Source organism: Clostridium sp. (assembly GCF_050717535.1).
Taxonomy (GTDB): Bacteria; Bacillota; Clostridia; order Clostridiales; family Clostridiaceae; genus Clostridium_AD.
On sequence record NZ_JBOITM010000032.1, the window covers coordinates 1 to 19,302 of the forward strand.

Here is a 19,302-nt window from a genome sequence, read left to right on the forward strand (position 1 = left end):
CGCCGACTTCCTTCAGATTCCGTCTCGCGATGGACACCCTTGTCTTAAGCTATGCACTTGGCACTATTAACCCGTGCTAGGGACTTTCACCCATTAGATTGCGCCCATGCCGGGCGCACAATAAAGAATAGAAGGTATACCGCCTTCTATTCTTTTACAAATTAAAATATTTAATTAATATTTTATCATACCATCTTTTGTAACAATACCCTTAATTAATGGTTTAGCTATTATTTTTGCAGTTACTATTTCATATGCAGCTAATACCATTTTTACAGCTACCTTTTGTTTTTCAGAATCATTAGCATAAATAGTTGCGATAGCATCACCTATTTTTACAAAATCCCCGATTTTCTTATGAAGAACTATACCCACCGCTAAATCTATTATACTTTCTTTAGTCTCACGACCAGCCCCTAAAACTAGTGCTGCTTTTCCTATGTCATCTGCTTTTATTGCTTTTACATAGCCCTCTTTATTAGATATAATGGGCTCTACAATAGTTGGTAATGGGAACATTGATGGATCATCTACATAAGCTGGATTTCCACCTTGTGCTACTACAAGCTCTCTTAATTTTTGGAGACCTTTTCCCGATTTTATAATATCTTTAAGTATTTCTCTTGCCTGCTCTGCATTCTTTGCTTTTTTACCTAGTACAAGCATATGTGCACCTAAGGTTAAACAAAGTTCTGTAAGATCTTCTGGCCCTTCACCTTTTAATGTATCTATAGCTTCTTTTACTTCTAATGCATTACCCACTGCAAACCCTAATGGTTGATCCATATCAGTTATTATGCCAATAGTGGTTCTTGAAACATTAGTCCCAATGTCAACCATTTCCCTGGCAAGTTCAAAAGCATCATCTTCACTTTTCATAAATGCACCACTGCCTGTTTTTATATCAAGTACTATAGCATCTGCCCCTGAAGCTATTTTTTTACTCATTATGCTTCCTGCAATTAAAGACATATTATCAACAGTTGCAGTAACATCACGAAGTGCATATAGCTTTTTATCCGCTGGTGCTAAATCTGCAGTTTGACCACCTATAGCAATTTTTACTCCATTTACGTTTTGTATAAACTTTTCTATGGACATGGCAACTGAGAAACCATCAAAAGACTCTAATTTATCAATAGTTCCACCAGTATGTCCAAGTCCTCTTCCCGACATTTTAGCAACTGGCACCCCAGCTGCTGCAACAATAGGACCAAGTATTAGTGTGGTTGTATCCCCTACTCCTCCAGTACTATGTTTATCAACCTTTACGCCCTCAATAGCAGATAAATCAATAATTTCACCACTATTAACCATGGCCATTGTTAAATTCGTCGTTTCTGTCTTATTCATCTTTTGAAAATATATAGCCATAAGCAGTGCTGAAACTTGATAATCTGGAATAGAGCCCTCCGTATATCCACTTATAAAAAAATCAATTTCTTCCTTACTTAGTTCATTACCATTTCTTTTTTTCATTATTAAATCGTACATTCTCATGATATTCACCCCATAATCACTTATTTAATCTTATACACATATAATCAAATTTATTAGTAAAAGTCTTAGTCTTCATATCCTTTAACTATGGCTATAGAACTACTAGCTCCTATTCTACTAGCACCAGCTTCAATAACATCCTTTGCATCTTGTGCTGTTCTTACTGCTCCTGAAGCCTTAACCCCCATGTCAGGTCCTACAGTTTGTCTCATTAATTTTATGTCATGAACCGTTGCTCCTCCTGTTGAAAATCCTGTTGAAGTCTTTACAAAATTTGCTTTAGCCTCTTTAGCTATCTCACATATCTTAACTTTTTCTTCGTCAGTTAAAAGACAAGTTTCTATTATTACTTTAACTAATGCTCTTCCTTTAGAAGCTTCAACAACTGCTTTAATTTCATCTTTTACCACATCATATTTTTTCGATTTTACAGCTCCAACATTAACTACCATATCTATTTCCTGTGCACCATTTTCAATAGCTTGTTTTGCTTCAAAGGCTTTTACTTCTTTAGTAGTAGCTCCTAGTGGAAATCCAACAACAATGCAAGTTTTTACGTTACTTCCTTGTAATTGTTTGCTTACTAATGATGCATAATATGCATTTGCACATACTGAAGCAAATCCGTATTCTTTAGCTTCAGCGCAAACTTTTATAATATCATCCTCACTTGCCTGTTGTTTTAATAGTGTATGGTCTATATATTGCTCAATTTTCATATTAATCTTCTCCTTTATATTTTATAAATTTATATTATTTTGATTTTCTTCTAGTCACTCTTCTTCTATATACTTTTCTGATCCCTTTAATTCAATTTTGGGCAAAATAGTTTGTCTTTTAATTGACATAAATCCCTTGCTATTTAAATTTTCTAGTAACATTTTCATGCCAATTCTACCAAGTTCAATAGATGGACCATTAATAAAACTAATATTCATTCCTATTATATTTAATACATCCACCTTATCAAAGCCTATAATAGCCATATCTTTTGGTATACTAATCTTTTCTTCATAAAAAGCCTTTAAGCATCCTAAAATCATGGTGTTACTACTTACAAAAATAGCAGTGGGTCTATTATTCATTTTCAATATTTGCTTTGTTATTTTATAAGCAGTCTCATATGTATAATCACCATAAACTATATATTCCTTTTTTATAGGAATATTATTATCCTCTAAAGCTTTTTCATATCCAAGCAATCTTTCTTTTGCTGGTCTTGACTTCATATCCCCTGTAATTATAGCTATTTTTTTGTGACCTGCTTGTATTAGAGCAAGTGTTCCATCGTAAGCACCCTTTATATGATCTATAAAGACTCCACTAAAATCAAGATATTCAACATGACCATCAATTAAAATTATTGGAATTCCTAAGTTTTTAAGAGTGTTTAAGTTTTCACTATTACCTAAATCCTTAAAAAAGGTTGGGGTTATAAGTAAGCCTTGAATTCTTTGCTCTTTAAGAACATTAATAGCTTTTAGTTCTTTATCTTTGTCCTCATCAGTAACACAGAGAATAATATTTAAGTTATGCTCATCAGCAATTTCAGTAATACCTTTAATTATTTCCCCAAAAAATAGATTGTTTATATCAGGGATTATAACTCCAATAGTATTGGTTTTACTTGTGGATAAACTCCTAGCTATAGCACTAGGTGTATAATTTAGATCTTTTATTACCTTTAAAATTTTTTCTCTTGTTTCATTTTTTACATAACCTGAATTATTTAAAACTCTTGATACTGTAGCATGTGATACGCCAACGTTTACAGCAATATCATTTATTGTAACTGCCATTTTAATCCTCCTCAGCTTTAGAAAAATGCTTACAGAATTCTGAATAAACAATGATGAAGTTTAGCTTATAATGTATAAGCCCTTATTAAATTATCTTATAAACCAGTGTGGCAAACTAAAGCCTTAATTTTCTGAAATATGTGACCGCTTTCATATCTAGTATACTTCAAGGTTATGTAAATTTCAATAGGATTCTTTCTAAATATTACAATTTAATCTTTTAAAATAAACAGCAAGTGCAAAATGATATTATTTTTTATGATGTACTTGAGATAACAAAATATAAATGTTATAATGAACGCAGTTCATAAAAGAGGTGACAATATGCCCAAAGTTATTGAAAACTTAAGAGAGACAATAATCCTAGAAACTAAGAATATTCTATTAACTCAAGGTTTTAGAGATTTAAACATAAGAGAAATAGCAAAAAGTTGTAATATTGGCACTGGTACATTTTATAATTATTTTTCCACTAAAGAAGATCTAGTAGCTGAGATATTTAGGGAAGATTGGAAAAAAGTATTTAATATAGTAGATGAACTGAAACTTACAGAAGAACCTTGCAAAGAAAAAATCAGGAAAATATATTTATCAATTGGAATGTTTGTAAATAGCTACATCCCAATTTTTTATGAAATGGCTATGCTTAATGGAAATGATCATAGATGTCACGAGACTAACAGATATGATGTTTTATACACTAAATTAAGTGAATTGTTAGATATTGAAAAAGCTAAAGGTAACGTAATTTCCACTCTTTCTTCTTACAAGCTGGCAGAGCTTATTGTTTCTAACTTAATGTATCTTAATAAAAATAGATTTATAAGTTTTAATGAGCTATATGAAAATTTGAAAATTTAATAGAGAGGCTGGAATAGCCTTGATAGCTTGGGTAAACTTGCTACAGTAGTAGTAGTTGACCAAGAAGCTCCCACCTCTTAGGTGGTGAGTAGTTCACTAGTAACCTTTTATCTTATATTAGTTTCTAATATAAGGTATTCTTTTAAAATTATATGAACACAGTTCACATAGTACAATTTAACGAAAAATATTATTTTCAATATTCTAATATATAAAAGATGGAGGATGTAAACATGTTAATTTATGCAATTATTTTTATAACCTTAGCTCTCGTATTTTATACAATTGGTGTCTGGAGTGAAAAACTTCAAGGCACTCTTAAGCCTTGGCATTTAGGTTTATTCCTACTTGGCCTCGTATGTGATACTACTGGCACTCTACTTATGGAGAATATAGCAAGTAGTTCTGTTAAAGTAGTATCAGGCTTTAGTTTACATGGAGTTACCGGTGTTATTGCTATAGCGCTAATGCTTATACATGTTATATGGGCCGCAGTAGTTCTTATACGAAAAAATGAAGATATGATAGCTAAATTCCACAAATTCAGTATAATAGTTTGGATTATTTGGCTGGTTCCTTTTATCTCTGGAGCTGTGGCTCATATGAAATAATTGGATTTAAAGACAAACAAGGACTTACTGTTTAACAGTAGCTCCTTATTTTATAATCATAATAAGCAAAATTGACTATATATCTTATATTTAAGGTAGCTTATTACCTGCTGCCCTATATATCTCATACCATTCCTGTCTTGTTAGTTCAACCTTTGAAGCCTTGCAAATATCTACTAACCGCTTTGAATTTGTAGTCCCCACCAATGGCTGAATTTTAGCAGGATGCCTTAGTATCCAAGCAATTGCAATTGCTGAATTTGTTACACCTTTAGTAGCTGCAATTTCGTTTATTTTTTTGTTTAGCTCTGGATATTTATCGTTATTTAAAAACACTCCCTCAAAAAAACCGAACTGGAAGGGAGACCATGCTTGGATAGTAATATCCTTCAAACGGCAGTACTCCAAAATACTTCCATCTCTATCAATGGAGGAATCAATTTGCATATTTACATTAAGTCCAGAATCAATCATACCTGTATTGGTAATACTTAGCTGCAATTGATTTATAATAATTTTATTATTTAAATATTTATTCAAAAGTTCAATTTGCATAGGATTTTGATTACACACCCCAAAGTATTTTACTTTTCCACTGCTATGGAGCTTTGAAAAAGCTTCGGCAACCTCTTCAAACTTCCTTCTACAGAACTTAAAATATGCTCCTTGGAAAAATCAAAATATCCATCTCTTATGCCACATTTACTCTGAATTATAATCTTTTCTCGACTAATAGGATTGGCAGCAATAGCATCTGCAAAAACTTCCTCAGATTTACCTCTGCCATAAATATCAGCATGATCGAAGAAATTAATTCCCTCATCTAATGCAGTACTTATTAATCTAGAAGCCTCGCTCTTTGAAAGATCATTTATTCTCATACATCCTAAGGTGATTTCTGATGCACTTATTTCTCCATTTGCAATATAATTTTTTTTCACTGTTTACACCTTCCTTAATGTTAAATCATCATCTGCGATGCTGCAATATTAACGACTTCAGAAGGAGATTTATACTCCCACTAAAGTTTTTTATTTGTTAGGGTATGTAACTCCCACTTATAGAAGTGGGAGACTTTCCTTCTGAAATGTCGTTAAACAAATTTTTGAAATTCTTATTTTTCATATAATTATATCAACTATTACAAGGAAAAACCATTTAAATTGCAATCTATTTACTGCAGGCCAAAGCTTATCTATTAATGAAATTTCAAATTTCATAGGTTACAATGACCCGTTTTATTTTCGAAAACATAAAGGAGTGTCTCAAGTTAGCTATAAATCTAGCGAACTCATAATAATAATAATAATAATAATAATAGCAATATATGTATGGTAATATTTGTAAATTAGTTGTATACTTATTATTGTAATACAAAGTATAGTTAAGTATTTATAAGCTTACTCTATGTAACACAAATATTATGAGGTGATAATTATGTCTAGAGGAAGAAAGAAAATGGAAAACTCTAAAAGTGAATTAATCCATGTGAGAATAAGTGAAGAACTATCAAGTGCCTTGGAAAGTTTCTGCACCGCAAGCAACGTAAAAAAGAGCGAAGGGGTAAGGCTAATCTTGGAAAGTATTTTGAAATAAATGTTCTGTTAAAAAAAGTAGTTAAGATAATTCTTAACTACTTTTTGCTTAACTGTGCACTAACATGAATAAAATGTTGATAAAGTTTGTTTTTGAAATGGTGGTTGTGGATAACTTTTAAACTACTCATCTAGCATCTTACTATCTATTTCCTGTGTAATCCTTGAAATAAAGTTCTCAAGTATACAACTACCTTCATCACCATTCTTTCTACTTCTAAGTGATATACTTCCTGAATTTTGTTCTTTTTCACCTATAACAATAATATATGGCAATCTCTCGCTTCGAGCCTCTCTAATTTTATAGCCTATTTTTTCTGCTCTGAAATCTTTGCTACCCCTGATATTACTTTCTGTAAGTTTCTTTACTACAGACTGTGCATAATCATTATACAATTCAGATATAGGTAATACTTTAACTTGAACAGGTGATAACCATGTTGGGAACTTGCCTTCAAAATGCTCTATCAATATACCAATAAATCTTTCAATACTACCAAAAATTACTCTGTGTATAACTATTGGTGTATGCTTTTCTCCATCACTTCCGATATATTGCAAATTAAATCTTTGAGGGAGCTGAAGATCTAGTTGTATAGTTCCACATTGCCATGTCCTTCCTATACTATCCTCTAAATGAAAATCAATTTTAGGTCCATAAAACGCTCCGTCTCCTGCATTTATCTTGAAATCCATATTTATTTCCTCGAGAGCCCCTTGAAGTGAACTTTCTGCTAATTTCCATTCTTCATCACTTCCCATAGAATTTTCTGGTCTTGTTGAAAACTCTACTCTATATTTAAATCCAAACCGTCCATAAACTTCATCTATAAGTCTAATTACGCCCTTTATTTCATCTTTTATCTGTTCCGGTAACATAAATATATGAGCATCATCTTGAGTAAATGCTCTAGCTCTCATAAGTCCATGTAATGCTCCAGACAATTCATGTCTATGAACTCTTCCTATCTCTCCAACTCGCATTGGTAAATCCCTGTAAGAATGAGTTTCTAATTTATATACAAGCATTCCTCCTGGGCAGTTCATTGGTTTAATTGCAAATTCTTCTTCATCTATATTAACAGTATACATATTTTCTTTATAATGATCCCAATGCCCAGACGTTTCCCAAAGTTTTTTATTTAATATCATAGGAGTTTCTATCTCAACATAGCCATATGTCTTATGAAGTTCTCTCCAGTACTCAATTAACTTGTTTTTTAAAACAACTCCATTAGGTAGAAAGAATGGAAACCCTGGTCCCTCATCCATTAAAGCAAATAATTTCAACTCTTTCCCCAGTTTTCTATGGTCTCTCTTTTTTGCCTCTTCAATCATATTCAAATATTCCTGGAGTTCACTCTTCTTACCAAAGGCTGTTCCATATATTCTTTGAAGCATTTTATTTTTTTCATTGCCTCTCCAGTAAGCCCCAGCAACTGACAACAATTTAAATGCTTTTACTTTAGAAGTTGATAATACATGAGGTCCCGCGCAGAGATCTATAAAATCTCCTTGTTTAAAGAAAGTTAGTTCTTCGTCTTCAGGTAGATCATTAATAAGCTCTACTTTATAAGTCTCACCCTTTTCCTTCATAAACTTCAATGCTTCTTCTCTAGAGACCACCGATCTCTCTAATTTTAATTCTTCCTTTACTATTTTCCTCATTTCTACTTCGATTTTCTCAAGTATCTCCATAGTGAAGGTTTCTTCCAAATCAAAGTCGTAATAAAATCCATTATCTATTGTAGGACCTATGGCTAACTTAGCCTTTGGGTACAATCTCTTTACGGCCTGAGCAAGTATATGAGATGTGGTATGCCTTAGTGCCCTTCTTCCTTGTTCTTCATTAGAATCCATTACACTGCCATCTTTTAATACAATCTTTAACATAGTTATTCCTCCTCCAAAAAAATAAAATACCCGTCCCAAAATAAGGGACGAGTTATATCGCGCTTCCACCCAAATTACAGAAGGTATAGTTTTAAATCACTTCTGTCACTCAATACCAATAACGCCGGTTTGCGGAATTACCTACTTAAGGTTCAGTAATCAACTCGGAGGTGGTTTTCAATAACACTTGCTTAAGAAACCTTTCAGCCGGTGAGTTTCTCTCTCTTTTAACAGTAAATTATCTACTTTTCCTCTTCACAGTTTTTAATTTAAAGTAATTGTATTCCAAAATATGTTTGTTGTCAATATGTGTTTTAGTCTTCAATATATTTATTTTTCTCATATGTGTGTATAATATTATAGAAATTATTATTTATAAAATATGGCAACCCGTATTTTTATATTGGGAAAAAGGTTGGAACAAAAAGTATGGCCCCCATAATGATACATATCCCTGAAATACTGCTTGCTCCAAGTATACATTTAATAACTTTTTTATTGTATTCATCCTTTTTTAAATACACTATTCCTACAACCAAAAAAAGTAGAGCTACTATTATTACTAGAATATTCATTGCAAACAATATTTTAATCATTTTAGATATTTCCCCTCCATGTTTTTCTAATTATTAACTTCATTATGTAAATAAGTATACAAGATGTTTTTTACAAAATACTTGCCATAATTCTTACAAATTTATTAAGAATAATTAGATATATATATTTGTTTTCCTTCATAATGTAATTATAAAATAGAACCCTATATTTTTTCTAAACTAAGTATAAACAAAGTATAAACTCTCCTTAAAAACACTTTTTTTTAGGAACTATTTTAAGCAAAATTAAAACATAATAAAACCCTGGACCAATTAGTCCAGGGTTTCTATATTTATCTTGCTATTATCTCTAAGCCATCCTCGGTTACAAGGACCGTATGCTCCCACTGTGCTGAAAGTGACCCATCAACTGTAGAAGCTGTCCATCCATTCTCTTCATCTATAGTTATTTCATAACTTCCGCCATTTATCATCGGTTCGATGGTAAATACCATTCCTGGTGCTAAAATCATTTCTGTTCCTCTAGTTCCAAAATGAAAAACAAATGGCTCCTCATGCATCTGAAGTCCAACTCCATGTCCTCCATAATCCCTAACTACTGAGTATCCATTTTTTTCTGCATGTTCTTGAATAGCTGCTCCTATGTCCCCTAAAAATCCCCATGGTTTTACTGCTTCTATTCCCTTATTTAGACATTCCTTTGTTATTTCTACTATCTTTTTAGCTTCATTACTTACTTCTCCAATGGTAAACATTCTTGATGCATCTGAATAATATCCATTAAGCATAGTTGTAGCATCAACATTTATAATATCACCATTTTTAAGTACTACATCTTTACTTGGTATTCCATGACACACTTCATCATTGACTGATGTACAAATACTTTTTGGAAATCCATCATAATTAAGGGTGGCTGGAATTCCACCATGAGCTATTGTAAAATCATAAGCTAATTTATCAATATCTTCTGTAGTCATTCCTTCTTTAATATTCTCACTAACTAAATCTAATAGACCATTATTAATTTTAGCACTTTCCCTTATTCCTTCAATTTGTTCTTTACTTTTAATAAGATCTTTTGTTGGAACTACGTATCCTTTATTTTTCAAGATTTCTAATTTTTTATCAAAGTCCAAGTGGCACTTTTTATATTTTAGTCCACTACCACACCAGCATTTATCATTTCTACTTAAAATCATTATACATTACTCCTCTATTAATATTAATTCGGCTACAAATTACACCCAAATAAGCGCAATATTATCTTTATTATACTACAAATTTTATTATTTAACCTTTAAATTACCTATAATAGTTCTTTTGTATTACCTTTTATGCGGCTAAAACTGCTTGATTTGGGAAGTGGAATGGAGTTAGAGATAGATGAATTTTTCAAGATAAATCCAACTGTTATTGTTACTGAGGTTGATTTAGCTAAAAATATGTTGGAAAAAATTTGACAACATAAAAATGCAGTTATTTTATTGGCAAAGAAATATTTTTTTTCTTATAGACAAGTAATAATATATAAGCACAAACACACATGCCTACACAAGTAATAAATGCTGATGAGGTAGAAATATCTGCTGTTTTTCCAATAATCACATTGACTCCTGCACCAGTTAAATCTCCAAACATAGCAAATATTGATAAAATTGTTGCCCTATCCATAGCACTTATGCTTTTATTTTGAATATCTAAAACTATAGGAGAAATTATAGCTGCACTGCCACATATAAAAATTATTGAAAGTATAGTTAATGTAGCATTAGATGTAAGCACAAGTGTTATACAACATATGGTAATAATGCTATATAAAATTTGAATGCTTCTATTTTTACCTAGCACATTACTAAACTTATAAGCTTTAATTGAGCTTAATCGAACAATTTGCATAACAACTGCCAATATTCCAAAATATTTAATATCTATTCCCGAGCGTACATATTGTGATTGATTTAGAAATACACCTACAACTTGAACTACTTCATTTATTAAGGCAAAGGAAATTACCAATATTATAATACTTTTGTTTTTAAAAGCGGTTAGTAAGCTTTCCTTAAACTTGGGCTTTTCAACCTGCTGCACATTAACCTCTTTTATAAACAAAGTTAATACTGCTGCCGCTGCATAGGGTATAATAGTCCAAAACGCAGTACTATCCATGGATTTTTTAATAAGTATTGAAAACATAAACGAGGCAATTAGATATCCCCCGGTTGAAAACGCATTATATCTACCAAATACTTTTTCACTCTCATCTTGCTCCATGGATGAATATAGTAAGGCAATGTCACACCCTGAAATTCCTGCTAGAGATATTGCTAATAGCACTCGTTCTAAAAAGAACATTCCAAAGGAATTTGCTTTATAAAAAACTATTTTAGATATAAAAAATATAAAATTCGAAATAATAAGTGTTTTTTTATACCCAAATTTATCTGCAAACCATCCCCATGGGATTTCAAAAATAATCATTAATATCCAGGATATAGACTCTATTAAAAACATATTAGATAAAGATAAGTTTCTATTTTGCCTATATAACGTAGCAATAGGACCATAAAAAACAAACCCCTGTAGGAATACAATAATATACATTAAATAAACATTCATCTTTTTATTCACTTTTAATACACCTCCAAAGTTGCACAACAAAAAAACCTATCTAAAAGGTTAATTTTGAGCTATTTGTAACTTTATCGTGTATTAAATCGGTCTGAACATTTACCTCTCTCCTTAAAAATCAAATTTTCTTTATTCTTTTTCCATACTTTTTTGTTAAATACGCTCATTAATATAAGTAATAACTTCGTCGGGTGAAATATTCAAAACAATTGCGAATTCTTCAAACAATTGTTTTTCTGCAATTTTCATAATGTCTTCATCTATCTTCGTTAGTTTTTTACCTAAAGCAAATTTTTCTTCTTTCTCAAGATATATCATCTTAATAATTTTTATCAATTCTTCACTTTTTCCTGTTTTAAGAGCGACTTTAAAATTCTGATTTCTTTCCTTATCATCATTTATCCAAATTGCTTGTCTTTTGGGTATATCCGCTATCAATGATGAAACGTCATCTTTTGTTATGATTTGTCTCATCAAAATCTTTTGATTATTTACAGGGGTCTTAATAATCATCTTATTATTGTAAACAGTTTGCAAAACATAGTATTGTATTCCATCACTACTTAAATTTTTTTCTTTACTAATATCTATAATTTGGCATACCCCCGTTGACCCATACACAACATAATCATTTATTTTGAACATAAAATCCCTCCCTAATTCTAAATTTACTTCCTAATAAAACAAAAACAATATGAGTACTTATATTATATTTTAACACATAAAAATAGGTTAATATAAGTAAAACCTTTTGTACTTAATATGTTTTTTGTATTATTACATTTTTATATAATTGCTTTATTATTGAAACAAGTTTTATTTATGATATGGTTCACCGTAACTATTTAATCGGATAAAAATAATAAAAAGGGTGATTATCAATATAATATAATCATCCTTTTGTTTAATTGGTAATATCCTATATATCTTTATTAATGACTATTTATCCTTAGCTTCCATATGAGAACAATAGCCACAGTATTCATCACCCTCATCTAATGAATTTACCATCTCACACCAAGGAATTGCAGTTAAACATCTACTACATTCTTTAATGTAATTAGGATTTATCACATAAAATATAAATGCCTTTTTTTGTTTAGCTGACAACAAATCATATCCATCATCTAAAACTTTTTTTGCTATTCCAATGCCTGTATCGCCTTCTATCATATCCGAATCTAATAGTTGTTGCAAATATTCATTAAAATCATCCTCACTAAATCTTTGTTCAAGTACTTTAATTTCATCATCACTTAAATACATAACTAACACCCCTTATATAAATTTATTGTAAATAAAAAACTACTCTTTACAGAACCTTATTAATTTCTTTTATATACATTTCGGTTTTATTGAATCCTTGAACCATTTCAAAATCAGTTACTTTTTCACCAGGTTCTAATTTGTTTAATACTTCATTGTAATGTATAAGTTGGTTGTCCATTTCATTTGCAACTTTTTTCAATTCTGTTGAAATAAATGGATTATTATTAATCCTATTTACTATAGAAGATAGTTGTATCTTCAAGTTCTTAATTTCATCATAGCTATAATATAACCTCATATCTAATTCTCCCTCCAAGCTTTAATTACTTATTATATAAAACAATTAGTATTTATTAATATTATGATTATTGGCACTCGTTGATACAGAGTGCTAATAATATACTTTTATGGTAACTGCTTTTCGATATACTGTCAATTCAAAACAAAAAAATAAAAGCAGAAAATTTCTTGCTTTTATTACACATTAAGTTTGTTCATCATTAAATTGAAGTAATTTATAAGTTGGAATCTCTAAAGCATCCGCTATTATAAACAAAGTTTCTACTGAAAAAGACTTCTCACAGTTTGGTGCTTCTATCTTGCTTATGTAACTTCTACTCATACACATTTTATCTGCTAATGCTTCTTGAGATAGTCGCAATTGCTTTCTATATTTTTTTATATTTTCACCTATTCCTATATATCTATTAGCATATTTACTTACCATATAATCACCTAAATTGATTGTATCCCAATAATTAGCAACTTTCTGTTCACTTATAGGGAGCAAAGATGTTATACTCATACATATAACAATTAATAACAGAGGTGATTATATTGAAAGTAATACTTAGTCGAAAGGGATTTGATTCTAAAACAGGAGGATATGCAAGTCCGATTCTTCCAGATGGTACAATGGTATCTTTGCCTATACCTGAATTTAATACAAGTATATATTACAAAGACTTAATGGTTAATCCTAACTTATCTTATTTAGATTTAATGTCGCAATTAGGAATGTCAGGAAAATACAATACAAATTCTACAGCACACCTTGACCCAGACACTAATGACTCAATACTACAAAGAAAATACGCTTGGAAAGCTATTTTTGGTCAAGATAATGCAACTGGCGGTCATTTAAAAAATCAAAATATAGGTACAGGAGATATTTTCCTATTTTATGGTTGGTTTAAAAATGTGATATCAGCAACTAATGGATATCAATATGACCCTAATGATAAACATGGTAAACATATTATTTGGGCATATTTACAAGTTGGCGAAAAAATAGAAATTAATTCACAAAAAAACTATAATGCTTCTTATTTAACCCATCCTCATTTTGAAAACAGAAATCGAACCAATAATACTGCATACATAGCTTCTGACTCTCTTAGTTTTGATAAAAACATATCTGGGGCTGGTGTGTTTAAATACAATAAAAACTTAGTTTTATCATGTGACCCTAACAAACGTTCCTTGTGGGAACTTCCTTTATTCTTTCATCCCTCATATAATACAGTTGTAACATACCGCAAAGACATTAAACTATGGAATATAAAACAAAATACCTGCACATTGAACACAAATATACAAGCACAAGACTTTGTTATATATGGTAATCCATGTGTTGAACAATGGGCAAAAGATATTATTTTAAATAATATTTGATATTGAAATAAAAAGCTCTAATCATAATATATTGAGAAAAACGAAGAAATTCGAAGATTGCAAAGGAACTCAGTGGAAAAGTTTGTGGAAAAATCGGTTAATATGAAATTCGTATATTATATTAATAAAATATATAATTACCCTATAGGAAAATTTTAGAATAATATAATCATGTTTGGGGGAAGGTATTATGAAATTCAACATAAAAGGAAATGAAAAGAAATTGTCTGGTGTCATATTTGTTATTTTTTTTATAATATGGGCAATATTTCGGATTAGCAGTCTAAACGTCACTAACTCAAAAAATTTAGGATTAACCACTAAAAGGATAATACCACATTTTGAAGAGGTGAGTTTTAGATTTAAAGATTCACCTTTAGCTGATGGAACTCCACGAATTGTAGGTTTGAATGATAAAAGAGGTATTGTTATTGAGCTATATGATAACGATACAGGAAAAATTGGTATGAGTTCAGTAAAATTTTTTTCCAATGCACCAAAAGACACATACAATGTAGCTAGATGGACTTTTACTGATTTTCTTAAACAAATATATCCTAAGTGGGATGAGAAAGATATAGATAATTGGATTAAAGAAAGTTTTGATAAAGTTATAGTGGGTAATATGTTAATAAAAGATGGAAAAACTATAATAATATCCTATGATTCAAAAACTAATGTAATTTCATGCCAAATCGGAGCAGATGAATTTATAAAACCAAAATAGTTAAACATAAAAATTAAGTAAATATAGATATACAAGATGGTGGCTAAATGCTACCCTCTATTTTTTTATACTTTTATATATACTTTATTTTCAAGTTTAAGGCAACTAAAATGCTTTATATCTGATGTTTTATATCAGTGACAGGTATTTACTCACCTATTTTTAGGAACTGTATTTTTTTATGTTAAACAACCTTTGTATATACAGTAAATTAGAACTCTGTATGGAAATGGTGCCCCCCCCTCTTTTATCTCACAATATTTATGCACAGGGTATGTATATTCTGTTCCTCAACATATACCCATAATGTTGATAATAATATTTTTTAAATTATAGTTATTTAGTTTATGCCCTAGTATTATTAGAAAGTATAATTTTATTACTACTTTTAAGACAGCTAAAATGCTCAATATTAAAGAATTTATATACCTTACATATATTTACTCAAATCACTTTAACACTTTGTATTTTCTATGTAAAAAAAAAACTCTTTTTATTCTTAGAGTGAATTTTTAGTTACTGACTTTATTTATATAAGAAAGACAAATCTTTAATGTCTTCTTGTAAAAAAGCAACGTAAATAAAGGAGGTAATTCTAATGTCAAAAACCAATGATTTAAAGCCTTTAAATTCTGAGATAGTAGATATAGAAAAGGTTTTATCAATCTTAAATCCAGAAAATGAGGTGTTAGAGCTTAGAATTTTAAAAACTACCAAAGGAACTGTAAGTGGATACTTTAATAGCATGGAAAAACTTGCACAAACCACTAAATGTTATGAAGGAAAAAACAACATTTACATTACTTTAAATCCATGTAACCATGAACTACTTGCAAGGTGTATTAATAAGGTAAAGCAATATACAAAAGAAGCTACCAAAGATAATGAAATTAGAAAACGTTTGTGGCTTCCAATTGATTTTGACCCTGTTCGACCTTCTGGTATTTCTTCATCAGATGAAGAACACCAAACGGCACTACAACGTGCAATAGAGGTTAAGGATTTTCTTTTAAAAAAAGGATTTCCAGATGGTATTTTGGCTGATAGTGGAAATGGTGCTCACTTACTTTATAAAATAGATATGGAAAACACTGATGAAAATAAAGAGTCAATTAAAAAATTTCTATTGGCATTGGACTATCTATATAGTGATGAAAAAGTAGATATAGACAAATGTGTATATAATTCTGCTCGTATTTGGAAATTATATGGTACAAAAGCAGTAAAAGGAGATAATTTACCAGAAAGACCCCATAGAATATCTAAAATCTTAGATTTACCAAATGAATTAAATGCTGTTGATGTGGAAAAAATTAAAGAAATTATTTGTATGCTTCCCTCAATTAATAAAAAGGAATCATCTAGCTTTGCTACATCAGAATCTAACTTTAGTGTTGAAGATTTTATCAAGAAATATGAAATAGAGGCATATTCTAAAAAACCATATAATGGAGGTGAATTATGGCGTATTAAATGCCCAATGAATGAGGAGCATACAGACAAAAGTGCTTATATTATCCAATTTTCTAACGGTGCAATTAGTGCAGGTTGTCATCATAATTCATGTGAAGGATGGGGATGGAAGGATTTAAGAATAAAATTCGAACCAAATTGTTATGAGAAAAAATCTAAAAAGCATACTGCTAATTCAATAGATATAGAACTACCGCCACCTCATCTTGCTGAATATCATGAAAAATTATCTCCTCGTTTTGGAATTGATGAAAATGGAATGCTTTATAAAAGTGAGTACAAGAATGATGAATTAGTAAAAAATGTTTTAAGTAATTTTATCGCAATTCCTGTGGAAACTACGTTAGTTGATGATGGTTTTGGAAAAACTCAATCATTAAAAATTAAAGGTTATATTGGTAATGATGAATTACCGACACTAACAATAAACAGTTCAGAGTTTTCAAGTATGAATTGGATTAATACTTGGGGTCTTAAGCCTAATATATTCGCTGGATATGGTGGCAGAGATAAGGTAAGAGATGCAACACAATGTTTAGCTGATTATGGAAAAAATATAAATGAATTTAACCATTTAGGATGGAAAAAAATAAATAATAAGTGGTGTTATCTACATGCTAACGGTGCTATTGGAGCGGATAACATAAAAGTAAATATGAAAAAAGATGGATTGCAAAGCTATTCTTTAGAAAACCCTAATGACTTCACTCAAGAAGATTTACAAGAATCTGTAAAAAAGAGTCTTGCATTGCTAGATGTACACAAAGATGCTTTTATTTTATGGGGATTATGTTACCTTACTCCACTTTGTGAACCACTAAGACAAGCCGAATATGAACCTGGCTTTAGTGTATGGGTAGAAGGAAGAAGTGGCAGTCAAAAAACAACATTCGCTTCTCTATTTCTTAATCACTTTGGTAAAGGGTTTTCGGTAACAAATTTGCCTGCGAGTTTTAAAGATACATCAAATGCTATGGAAAGAAAATCTGCTATATGCAAAGATAGTCTTCTCATAATTGATGATTTTAAACCAGCTACTAGCAAACGTGAAAAGGACGAAATGATTAAAAAGGCAAGAGATATTTTATGGAGTTATTCTAATCGAAGTGGAAGGCAGAGGATGAAAGCCGATACAAGTTTAAGGCAAGCATATACAGCTAAGGGAATGGCTATATTCACTGGTGAGGATAATCCATCAATAGGTGGTGAAAGTACTGTAGTACGATATTTGTCTATGGAATTAAAACGTGGTGAAATTGATTTGACCAAACTTACAGACTGTCAAAAACACGCACTCTTTCTTAATAAATCTATGTCTGGCTATATAAAATGGTTATTAGAAAAAATGGATTCACTTCCAAATGAATTAAAACAACTGTTTGAAAAATTTAGAGATGAATCAATAAATATAATGGAAGGTCATAACAGATTTCACGGAATTATGGCATGGATGCAATTAGGTTTAACTTATGGTTTACAATTTGCAGTAGAAATAGATTCAATAACAGAAGACAAAAAAACAGAAATTATTGAGAATTCTATGAAACGTTTATTAGAAATTATAAAAAAACAATCTCAACAAGCAGAAGAGGAAAAAATTTCAGAAAAATTTCTAAGTACAATGTCTGAACTTATCAATAGTGGAAAAGTTAAAATAAAGTCTCTACTTGATGATGAATTTGAGGAAGAAGAAAAAGGAATTTATACGGGACAATCAATAGGATGGTGTGACGATGAATTTTATTATTTACTGCCACAAGTTACTTACAGTTCATTAACACAATTTTTCTCAAAACAAGGTTTAGATTTTGGAATAATGCAAAATACACTATATAAAGAATTAGCAATAGATAGAATTTCCACTGTTAGTAAAAGTGATAATAGAAGTACTGTTGTAAAGAAAATTAAAGGAAAACCAATACGTGTATTAAAAATCTATAAAGCATTATTTGAAGAAAAATGATTTTATTATATTTCAGCAAATAATAACCGAAAGTAACCTATACAAAAGCAAAGTTAGGTTACTCCTCTTTAACATTAAAACATTGAATAAAGATTATAGAGTTACCTAAGTTACCGAAAAAAATACTATAATAAAGCTTTTATTTTTATACTATAATTAGCGGTAACTTCGGTAACTTAAAGCTATTAAGTCAATAAATATGCATACAAAATTAGTAACCTATAGTAACTTTTTTTAGGTAACTTTATATCACCCTTCTATAAAGAATAAAAAATAAATTTAAAAAGCACCTATTAAATTTAAAATATGGTTTAAGGTGTAGCTTTTATCTGTATTGTATCCAATTTTAAACATTAAACTGTAGTATTAAAATAATAAATCATTTTTAGTGATAATTTTATAGTTTAATCAACAAAATGCAATAAATTACCCTCTTTAAATTTTAAATTTAAAAGTTTAAATGAATACCTTAGATTTCAAAGGTATCCATTTAATTTTTGTTAAAATCTATTAAATTAGTAGATAAATCCACATTTATTACAGAAGATTTTCAGATTAATTTGCCTATTTGGTTAGTATCTATATTTTTACTTTAATGTTTCTTATATTAAAATATACTTATAACTCATCTTCCGACCACATACAATACTTTCCAATGAATAACTCTTCTTAAAAGATATTATTGTATTTATGACATTCTATAAATTAAAAACTAGGCCTCAAAAATTTATCTACACTTTATAAAGTAA

17 protein-coding genes, 1 pseudogene and 1 other annotated feature are annotated in these 19,302 nt (G+C 30.0%); of the genes and pseudogenes, 6 read left to right on the forward strand and 12 right to left on the reverse strand.

Annotated features, from left to right (window positions below):
- Window positions 1–174 precede the first annotated feature (174 nt).
- The 3 genes from ACREVU_RS06095 to ACREVU_RS06105 all read right to left on the reverse strand — a co-directional run bounded on the left by ACREVU_RS06095 (window position 175) and on the right by ACREVU_RS06105 (window position 3,299).
- A complete protein-coding gene (locus tag ACREVU_RS06095; RefSeq protein WP_431550733.1) occupies window positions 175–1,500 on the reverse strand; it encodes a pyrimidine-nucleoside phosphorylase in 1,326 nt (441 codons plus the stop codon).
- A gap of 65 nt (window positions 1,501–1,565) precedes the next feature.
- A complete protein-coding gene (gene deoC / locus ACREVU_RS06100) occupies window positions 1,566–2,219 on the reverse strand; it encodes a deoxyribose-phosphate aldolase (protein ID WP_431550734.1) in 654 nt (217 codons plus the stop codon).
- Between the two features lie 54 nt (window positions 2,220–2,273).
- On the reverse strand, window positions 2,274–3,299 hold the full coding sequence (locus ACREVU_RS06105) for a LacI family DNA-binding transcriptional regulator (protein WP_431550735.1): 1,026 nt from the start codon (window positions 3,297–3,299) through the stop codon (window positions 2,274–2,276).
- A 294-nt stretch (window positions 3,300–3,593) separates the two neighbouring features.
- Here ACREVU_RS06105 and ACREVU_RS06110 point away from each other — a divergent pair, with 294 nt between their 5' ends.
- Window positions 3,594–4,160 carry a TetR/AcrR family transcriptional regulator gene (locus ACREVU_RS06110; RefSeq protein WP_431550736.1) on the forward strand — a complete coding sequence of 189 codons (567 nt, stop codon included), beginning with the start codon at window positions 3,594–3,596 and terminating at the stop codon, window positions 4,158–4,160.
- Window positions 4,161–4,393: 233 nt separating this feature from the next.
- Window positions 4,394–4,771 carry an HsmA family protein gene (locus tag ACREVU_RS06115; protein WP_431550737.1) on the forward strand — a complete coding sequence of 126 codons (378 nt, stop codon included), beginning with the start codon at window positions 4,394–4,396 and terminating at the stop codon, window positions 4,769–4,771.
- A 90-nt stretch (window positions 4,772–4,861) separates the two neighbouring features.
- On the opposite strand, the pseudogene ACREVU_RS06120 reads toward ACREVU_RS06115, so the two are convergent.
- Window positions 4,862–5,712 (reverse strand): annotated as a pseudogene (locus ACREVU_RS06120) (aldo/keto reductase).
- Between the two features lie 496 nt (window positions 5,713–6,208).
- Here ACREVU_RS06120 and ACREVU_RS06125 point away from each other — a divergent pair.
- Window positions 6,209–6,367 (forward strand): hypothetical protein, encoded by a 159-nt coding sequence (locus ACREVU_RS06125; protein ID WP_216163358.1) that lies wholly within the window; start codon window positions 6,209–6,211, stop codon window positions 6,365–6,367.
- A 122-nt stretch (window positions 6,368–6,489) separates the two neighbouring features.
- On the opposite strand, the gene thrS is transcribed toward ACREVU_RS06125, so the two are convergent.
- The 8 genes from thrS to ACREVU_RS06165 form a co-directional block, all read right to left on the reverse strand.
- Window positions 6,490–8,259 carry a threonine--tRNA ligase gene (gene thrS / locus ACREVU_RS06130; RefSeq protein ID WP_431550738.1) on the reverse strand — a complete coding sequence of 590 codons (1,770 nt, stop codon included), beginning with the start codon at window positions 8,257–8,259 and terminating at the stop codon, window positions 6,490–6,492.
- Between the two features lie 40 nt (window positions 8,260–8,299).
- Window positions 8,300–8,527 (reverse strand) — a binding site (T-box leader).
- Window positions 8,528–8,657: 130 nt separating this feature from the next.
- The gene (locus tag ACREVU_RS06135; RefSeq protein WP_431550739.1) at window positions 8,658–8,855 is read right to left on the reverse strand and encodes a hypothetical protein; all 198 of its coding nucleotides are present in this window, start codon (window positions 8,853–8,855) and stop codon (window positions 8,658–8,660) included.
- A gap of 293 nt (window positions 8,856–9,148) precedes the next feature.
- Window positions 9,149–10,018 carry a methionyl aminopeptidase gene (locus tag ACREVU_RS06140; RefSeq protein WP_431550740.1) on the reverse strand — a complete coding sequence of 290 codons (870 nt, stop codon included), beginning with the start codon at window positions 10,016–10,018 and terminating at the stop codon, window positions 9,149–9,151.
- A gap of 277 nt (window positions 10,019–10,295) precedes the next feature.
- Complete coding sequence (locus tag ACREVU_RS06145; protein WP_431550741.1) at window positions 10,296–11,447, reverse strand: MFS transporter; 1,152 nt, start codon at window positions 11,445–11,447, stop codon at window positions 10,296–10,298.
- 153 nt (window positions 11,448–11,600) lie between these two features.
- A complete protein-coding gene (locus ACREVU_RS06150; RefSeq protein ID WP_431550742.1) occupies window positions 11,601–12,092 on the reverse strand; it encodes a CarD family transcriptional regulator in 492 nt (163 codons plus the stop codon).
- Window positions 12,093–12,386: 294 nt separating this feature from the next.
- Window positions 12,387–12,713: a hypothetical protein gene (locus tag ACREVU_RS06155; RefSeq protein WP_431550743.1), complete on the reverse strand. Its 327-nt coding sequence runs from the start codon at window positions 12,711–12,713 to the stop codon at window positions 12,387–12,389.
- Between the two features lie 46 nt (window positions 12,714–12,759).
- The gene (locus ACREVU_RS06160) at window positions 12,760–13,014 is read right to left on the reverse strand and encodes a hypothetical protein (RefSeq protein ID WP_431550744.1); all 255 of its coding nucleotides are present in this window, start codon (window positions 13,012–13,014) and stop codon (window positions 12,760–12,762) included.
- A 186-nt stretch (window positions 13,015–13,200) separates the two neighbouring features.
- On the reverse strand, window positions 13,201–13,521 hold the full coding sequence (locus ACREVU_RS06165; protein ID WP_431550745.1) for a helix-turn-helix domain-containing protein: 321 nt from the start codon (window positions 13,519–13,521) through the stop codon (window positions 13,201–13,203).
- A 32-nt stretch (window positions 13,522–13,553) separates the two neighbouring features.
- Between ACREVU_RS06165 and ACREVU_RS06170 the strand changes: the two genes are divergently transcribed.
- The 3 genes from ACREVU_RS06170 to ACREVU_RS06180 all read left to right on the forward strand — a co-directional run bounded on the left by ACREVU_RS06170 (window position 13,554) and on the right by ACREVU_RS06180 (window position 18,553).
- Entirely contained in the window at window positions 13,554–14,390 is an 837-nt protein-coding gene (locus tag ACREVU_RS06170) for an Nmad3 family putative nucleotide modification protein (RefSeq protein ID WP_431550746.1), read from the forward strand.
- 190 nt (window positions 14,391–14,580) lie between these two features.
- The gene (locus tag ACREVU_RS06175; protein ID WP_431550747.1) at window positions 14,581–15,117 is read left to right on the forward strand and encodes a hypothetical protein; all 537 of its coding nucleotides are present in this window, start codon (window positions 14,581–14,583) and stop codon (window positions 15,115–15,117) included.
- Window positions 15,118–15,715: 598 nt separating this feature from the next.
- On the forward strand, window positions 15,716–18,553 hold the full coding sequence (locus ACREVU_RS06180) for a DUF927 domain-containing protein (RefSeq protein ID WP_431550748.1): 2,838 nt from the start codon (window positions 15,716–15,718) through the stop codon (window positions 18,551–18,553).
- The last annotated feature ends 749 nt before the right edge of the window (window positions 18,554–19,302 follow it).

What these genes read in the sequence shown, in the direction of transcription:
- ACREVU_RS06095 (WP_431550733.1), bottom strand. Translation starts at nt 1,500, where the DNA reads ATGAGAATGTACGATTTAATAATGAAAAAAAGAAATGGTAATGAACTA.
- deoC (WP_431550734.1), bottom strand. Translation starts at nt 2,219, where the DNA reads ATGAAAATTGAGCAATATATAGACCATACACTATTAAAACAACAGGCA.
- ACREVU_RS06105 (WP_431550735.1), bottom strand. Translation starts at nt 3,299, where the DNA reads ATGGCAGTTACAATAAATGATATTGCTGTAAACGTTGGCGTATCACAT.
- ACREVU_RS06110 (WP_431550736.1), top strand. Translation starts at nt 3,594, where the DNA reads ATGAACGCAGTTCATAAAAGAGGTGACAATATGCCCAAAGTTATTGAA.
- ACREVU_RS06115 (WP_431550737.1), top strand. Translation starts at nt 4,394, where the DNA reads ATGTTAATTTATGCAATTATTTTTATAACCTTAGCTCTCGTATTTTAT.
- ACREVU_RS06125 (WP_216163358.1), top strand. Translation starts at nt 6,209, where the DNA reads ATGTCTAGAGGAAGAAAGAAAATGGAAAACTCTAAAAGTGAATTAATC.
- thrS (WP_431550738.1), bottom strand. Translation starts at nt 8,259, where the DNA reads ATGTTAAAGATTGTATTAAAAGATGGCAGTGTAATGGATTCTAATGAA.
- ACREVU_RS06135 (WP_431550739.1), bottom strand. Translation starts at nt 8,855, where the DNA reads ATGATTAAAATATTGTTTGCAATGAATATTCTAGTAATAATAGTAGCT.
- ACREVU_RS06140 (WP_431550740.1), bottom strand. Translation starts at nt 10,018, where the DNA reads ATGATTTTAAGTAGAAATGATAAATGCTGGTGTGGTAGTGGACTAAAA.
- ACREVU_RS06150 (WP_431550742.1), bottom strand. Translation starts at nt 12,092, where the DNA reads ATGTTCAAAATAAATGATTATGTTGTGTATGGGTCAACGGGGGTATGC.
- ACREVU_RS06155 (WP_431550743.1), bottom strand. Translation starts at nt 12,713, where the DNA reads ATGTATTTAAGTGATGATGAAATTAAAGTACTTGAACAAAGATTTAGT.
- ACREVU_RS06160 (WP_431550744.1), bottom strand. Translation starts at nt 13,014, where the DNA reads ATGAGGTTATATTATAGCTATGATGAAATTAAGAACTTGAAGATACAA.
- ACREVU_RS06165 (WP_431550745.1), bottom strand. Translation starts at nt 13,521, where the DNA reads ATGAGTATAACATCTTTGCTCCCTATAAGTGAACAGAAAGTTGCTAAT.
- ACREVU_RS06175 (WP_431550747.1), top strand. Translation starts at nt 14,581, where the DNA reads ATGAAATTCAACATAAAAGGAAATGAAAAGAAATTGTCTGGTGTCATA.
- ACREVU_RS06180 (WP_431550748.1), top strand. Translation starts at nt 15,716, where the DNA reads ATGTCAAAAACCAATGATTTAAAGCCTTTAAATTCTGAGATAGTAGAT.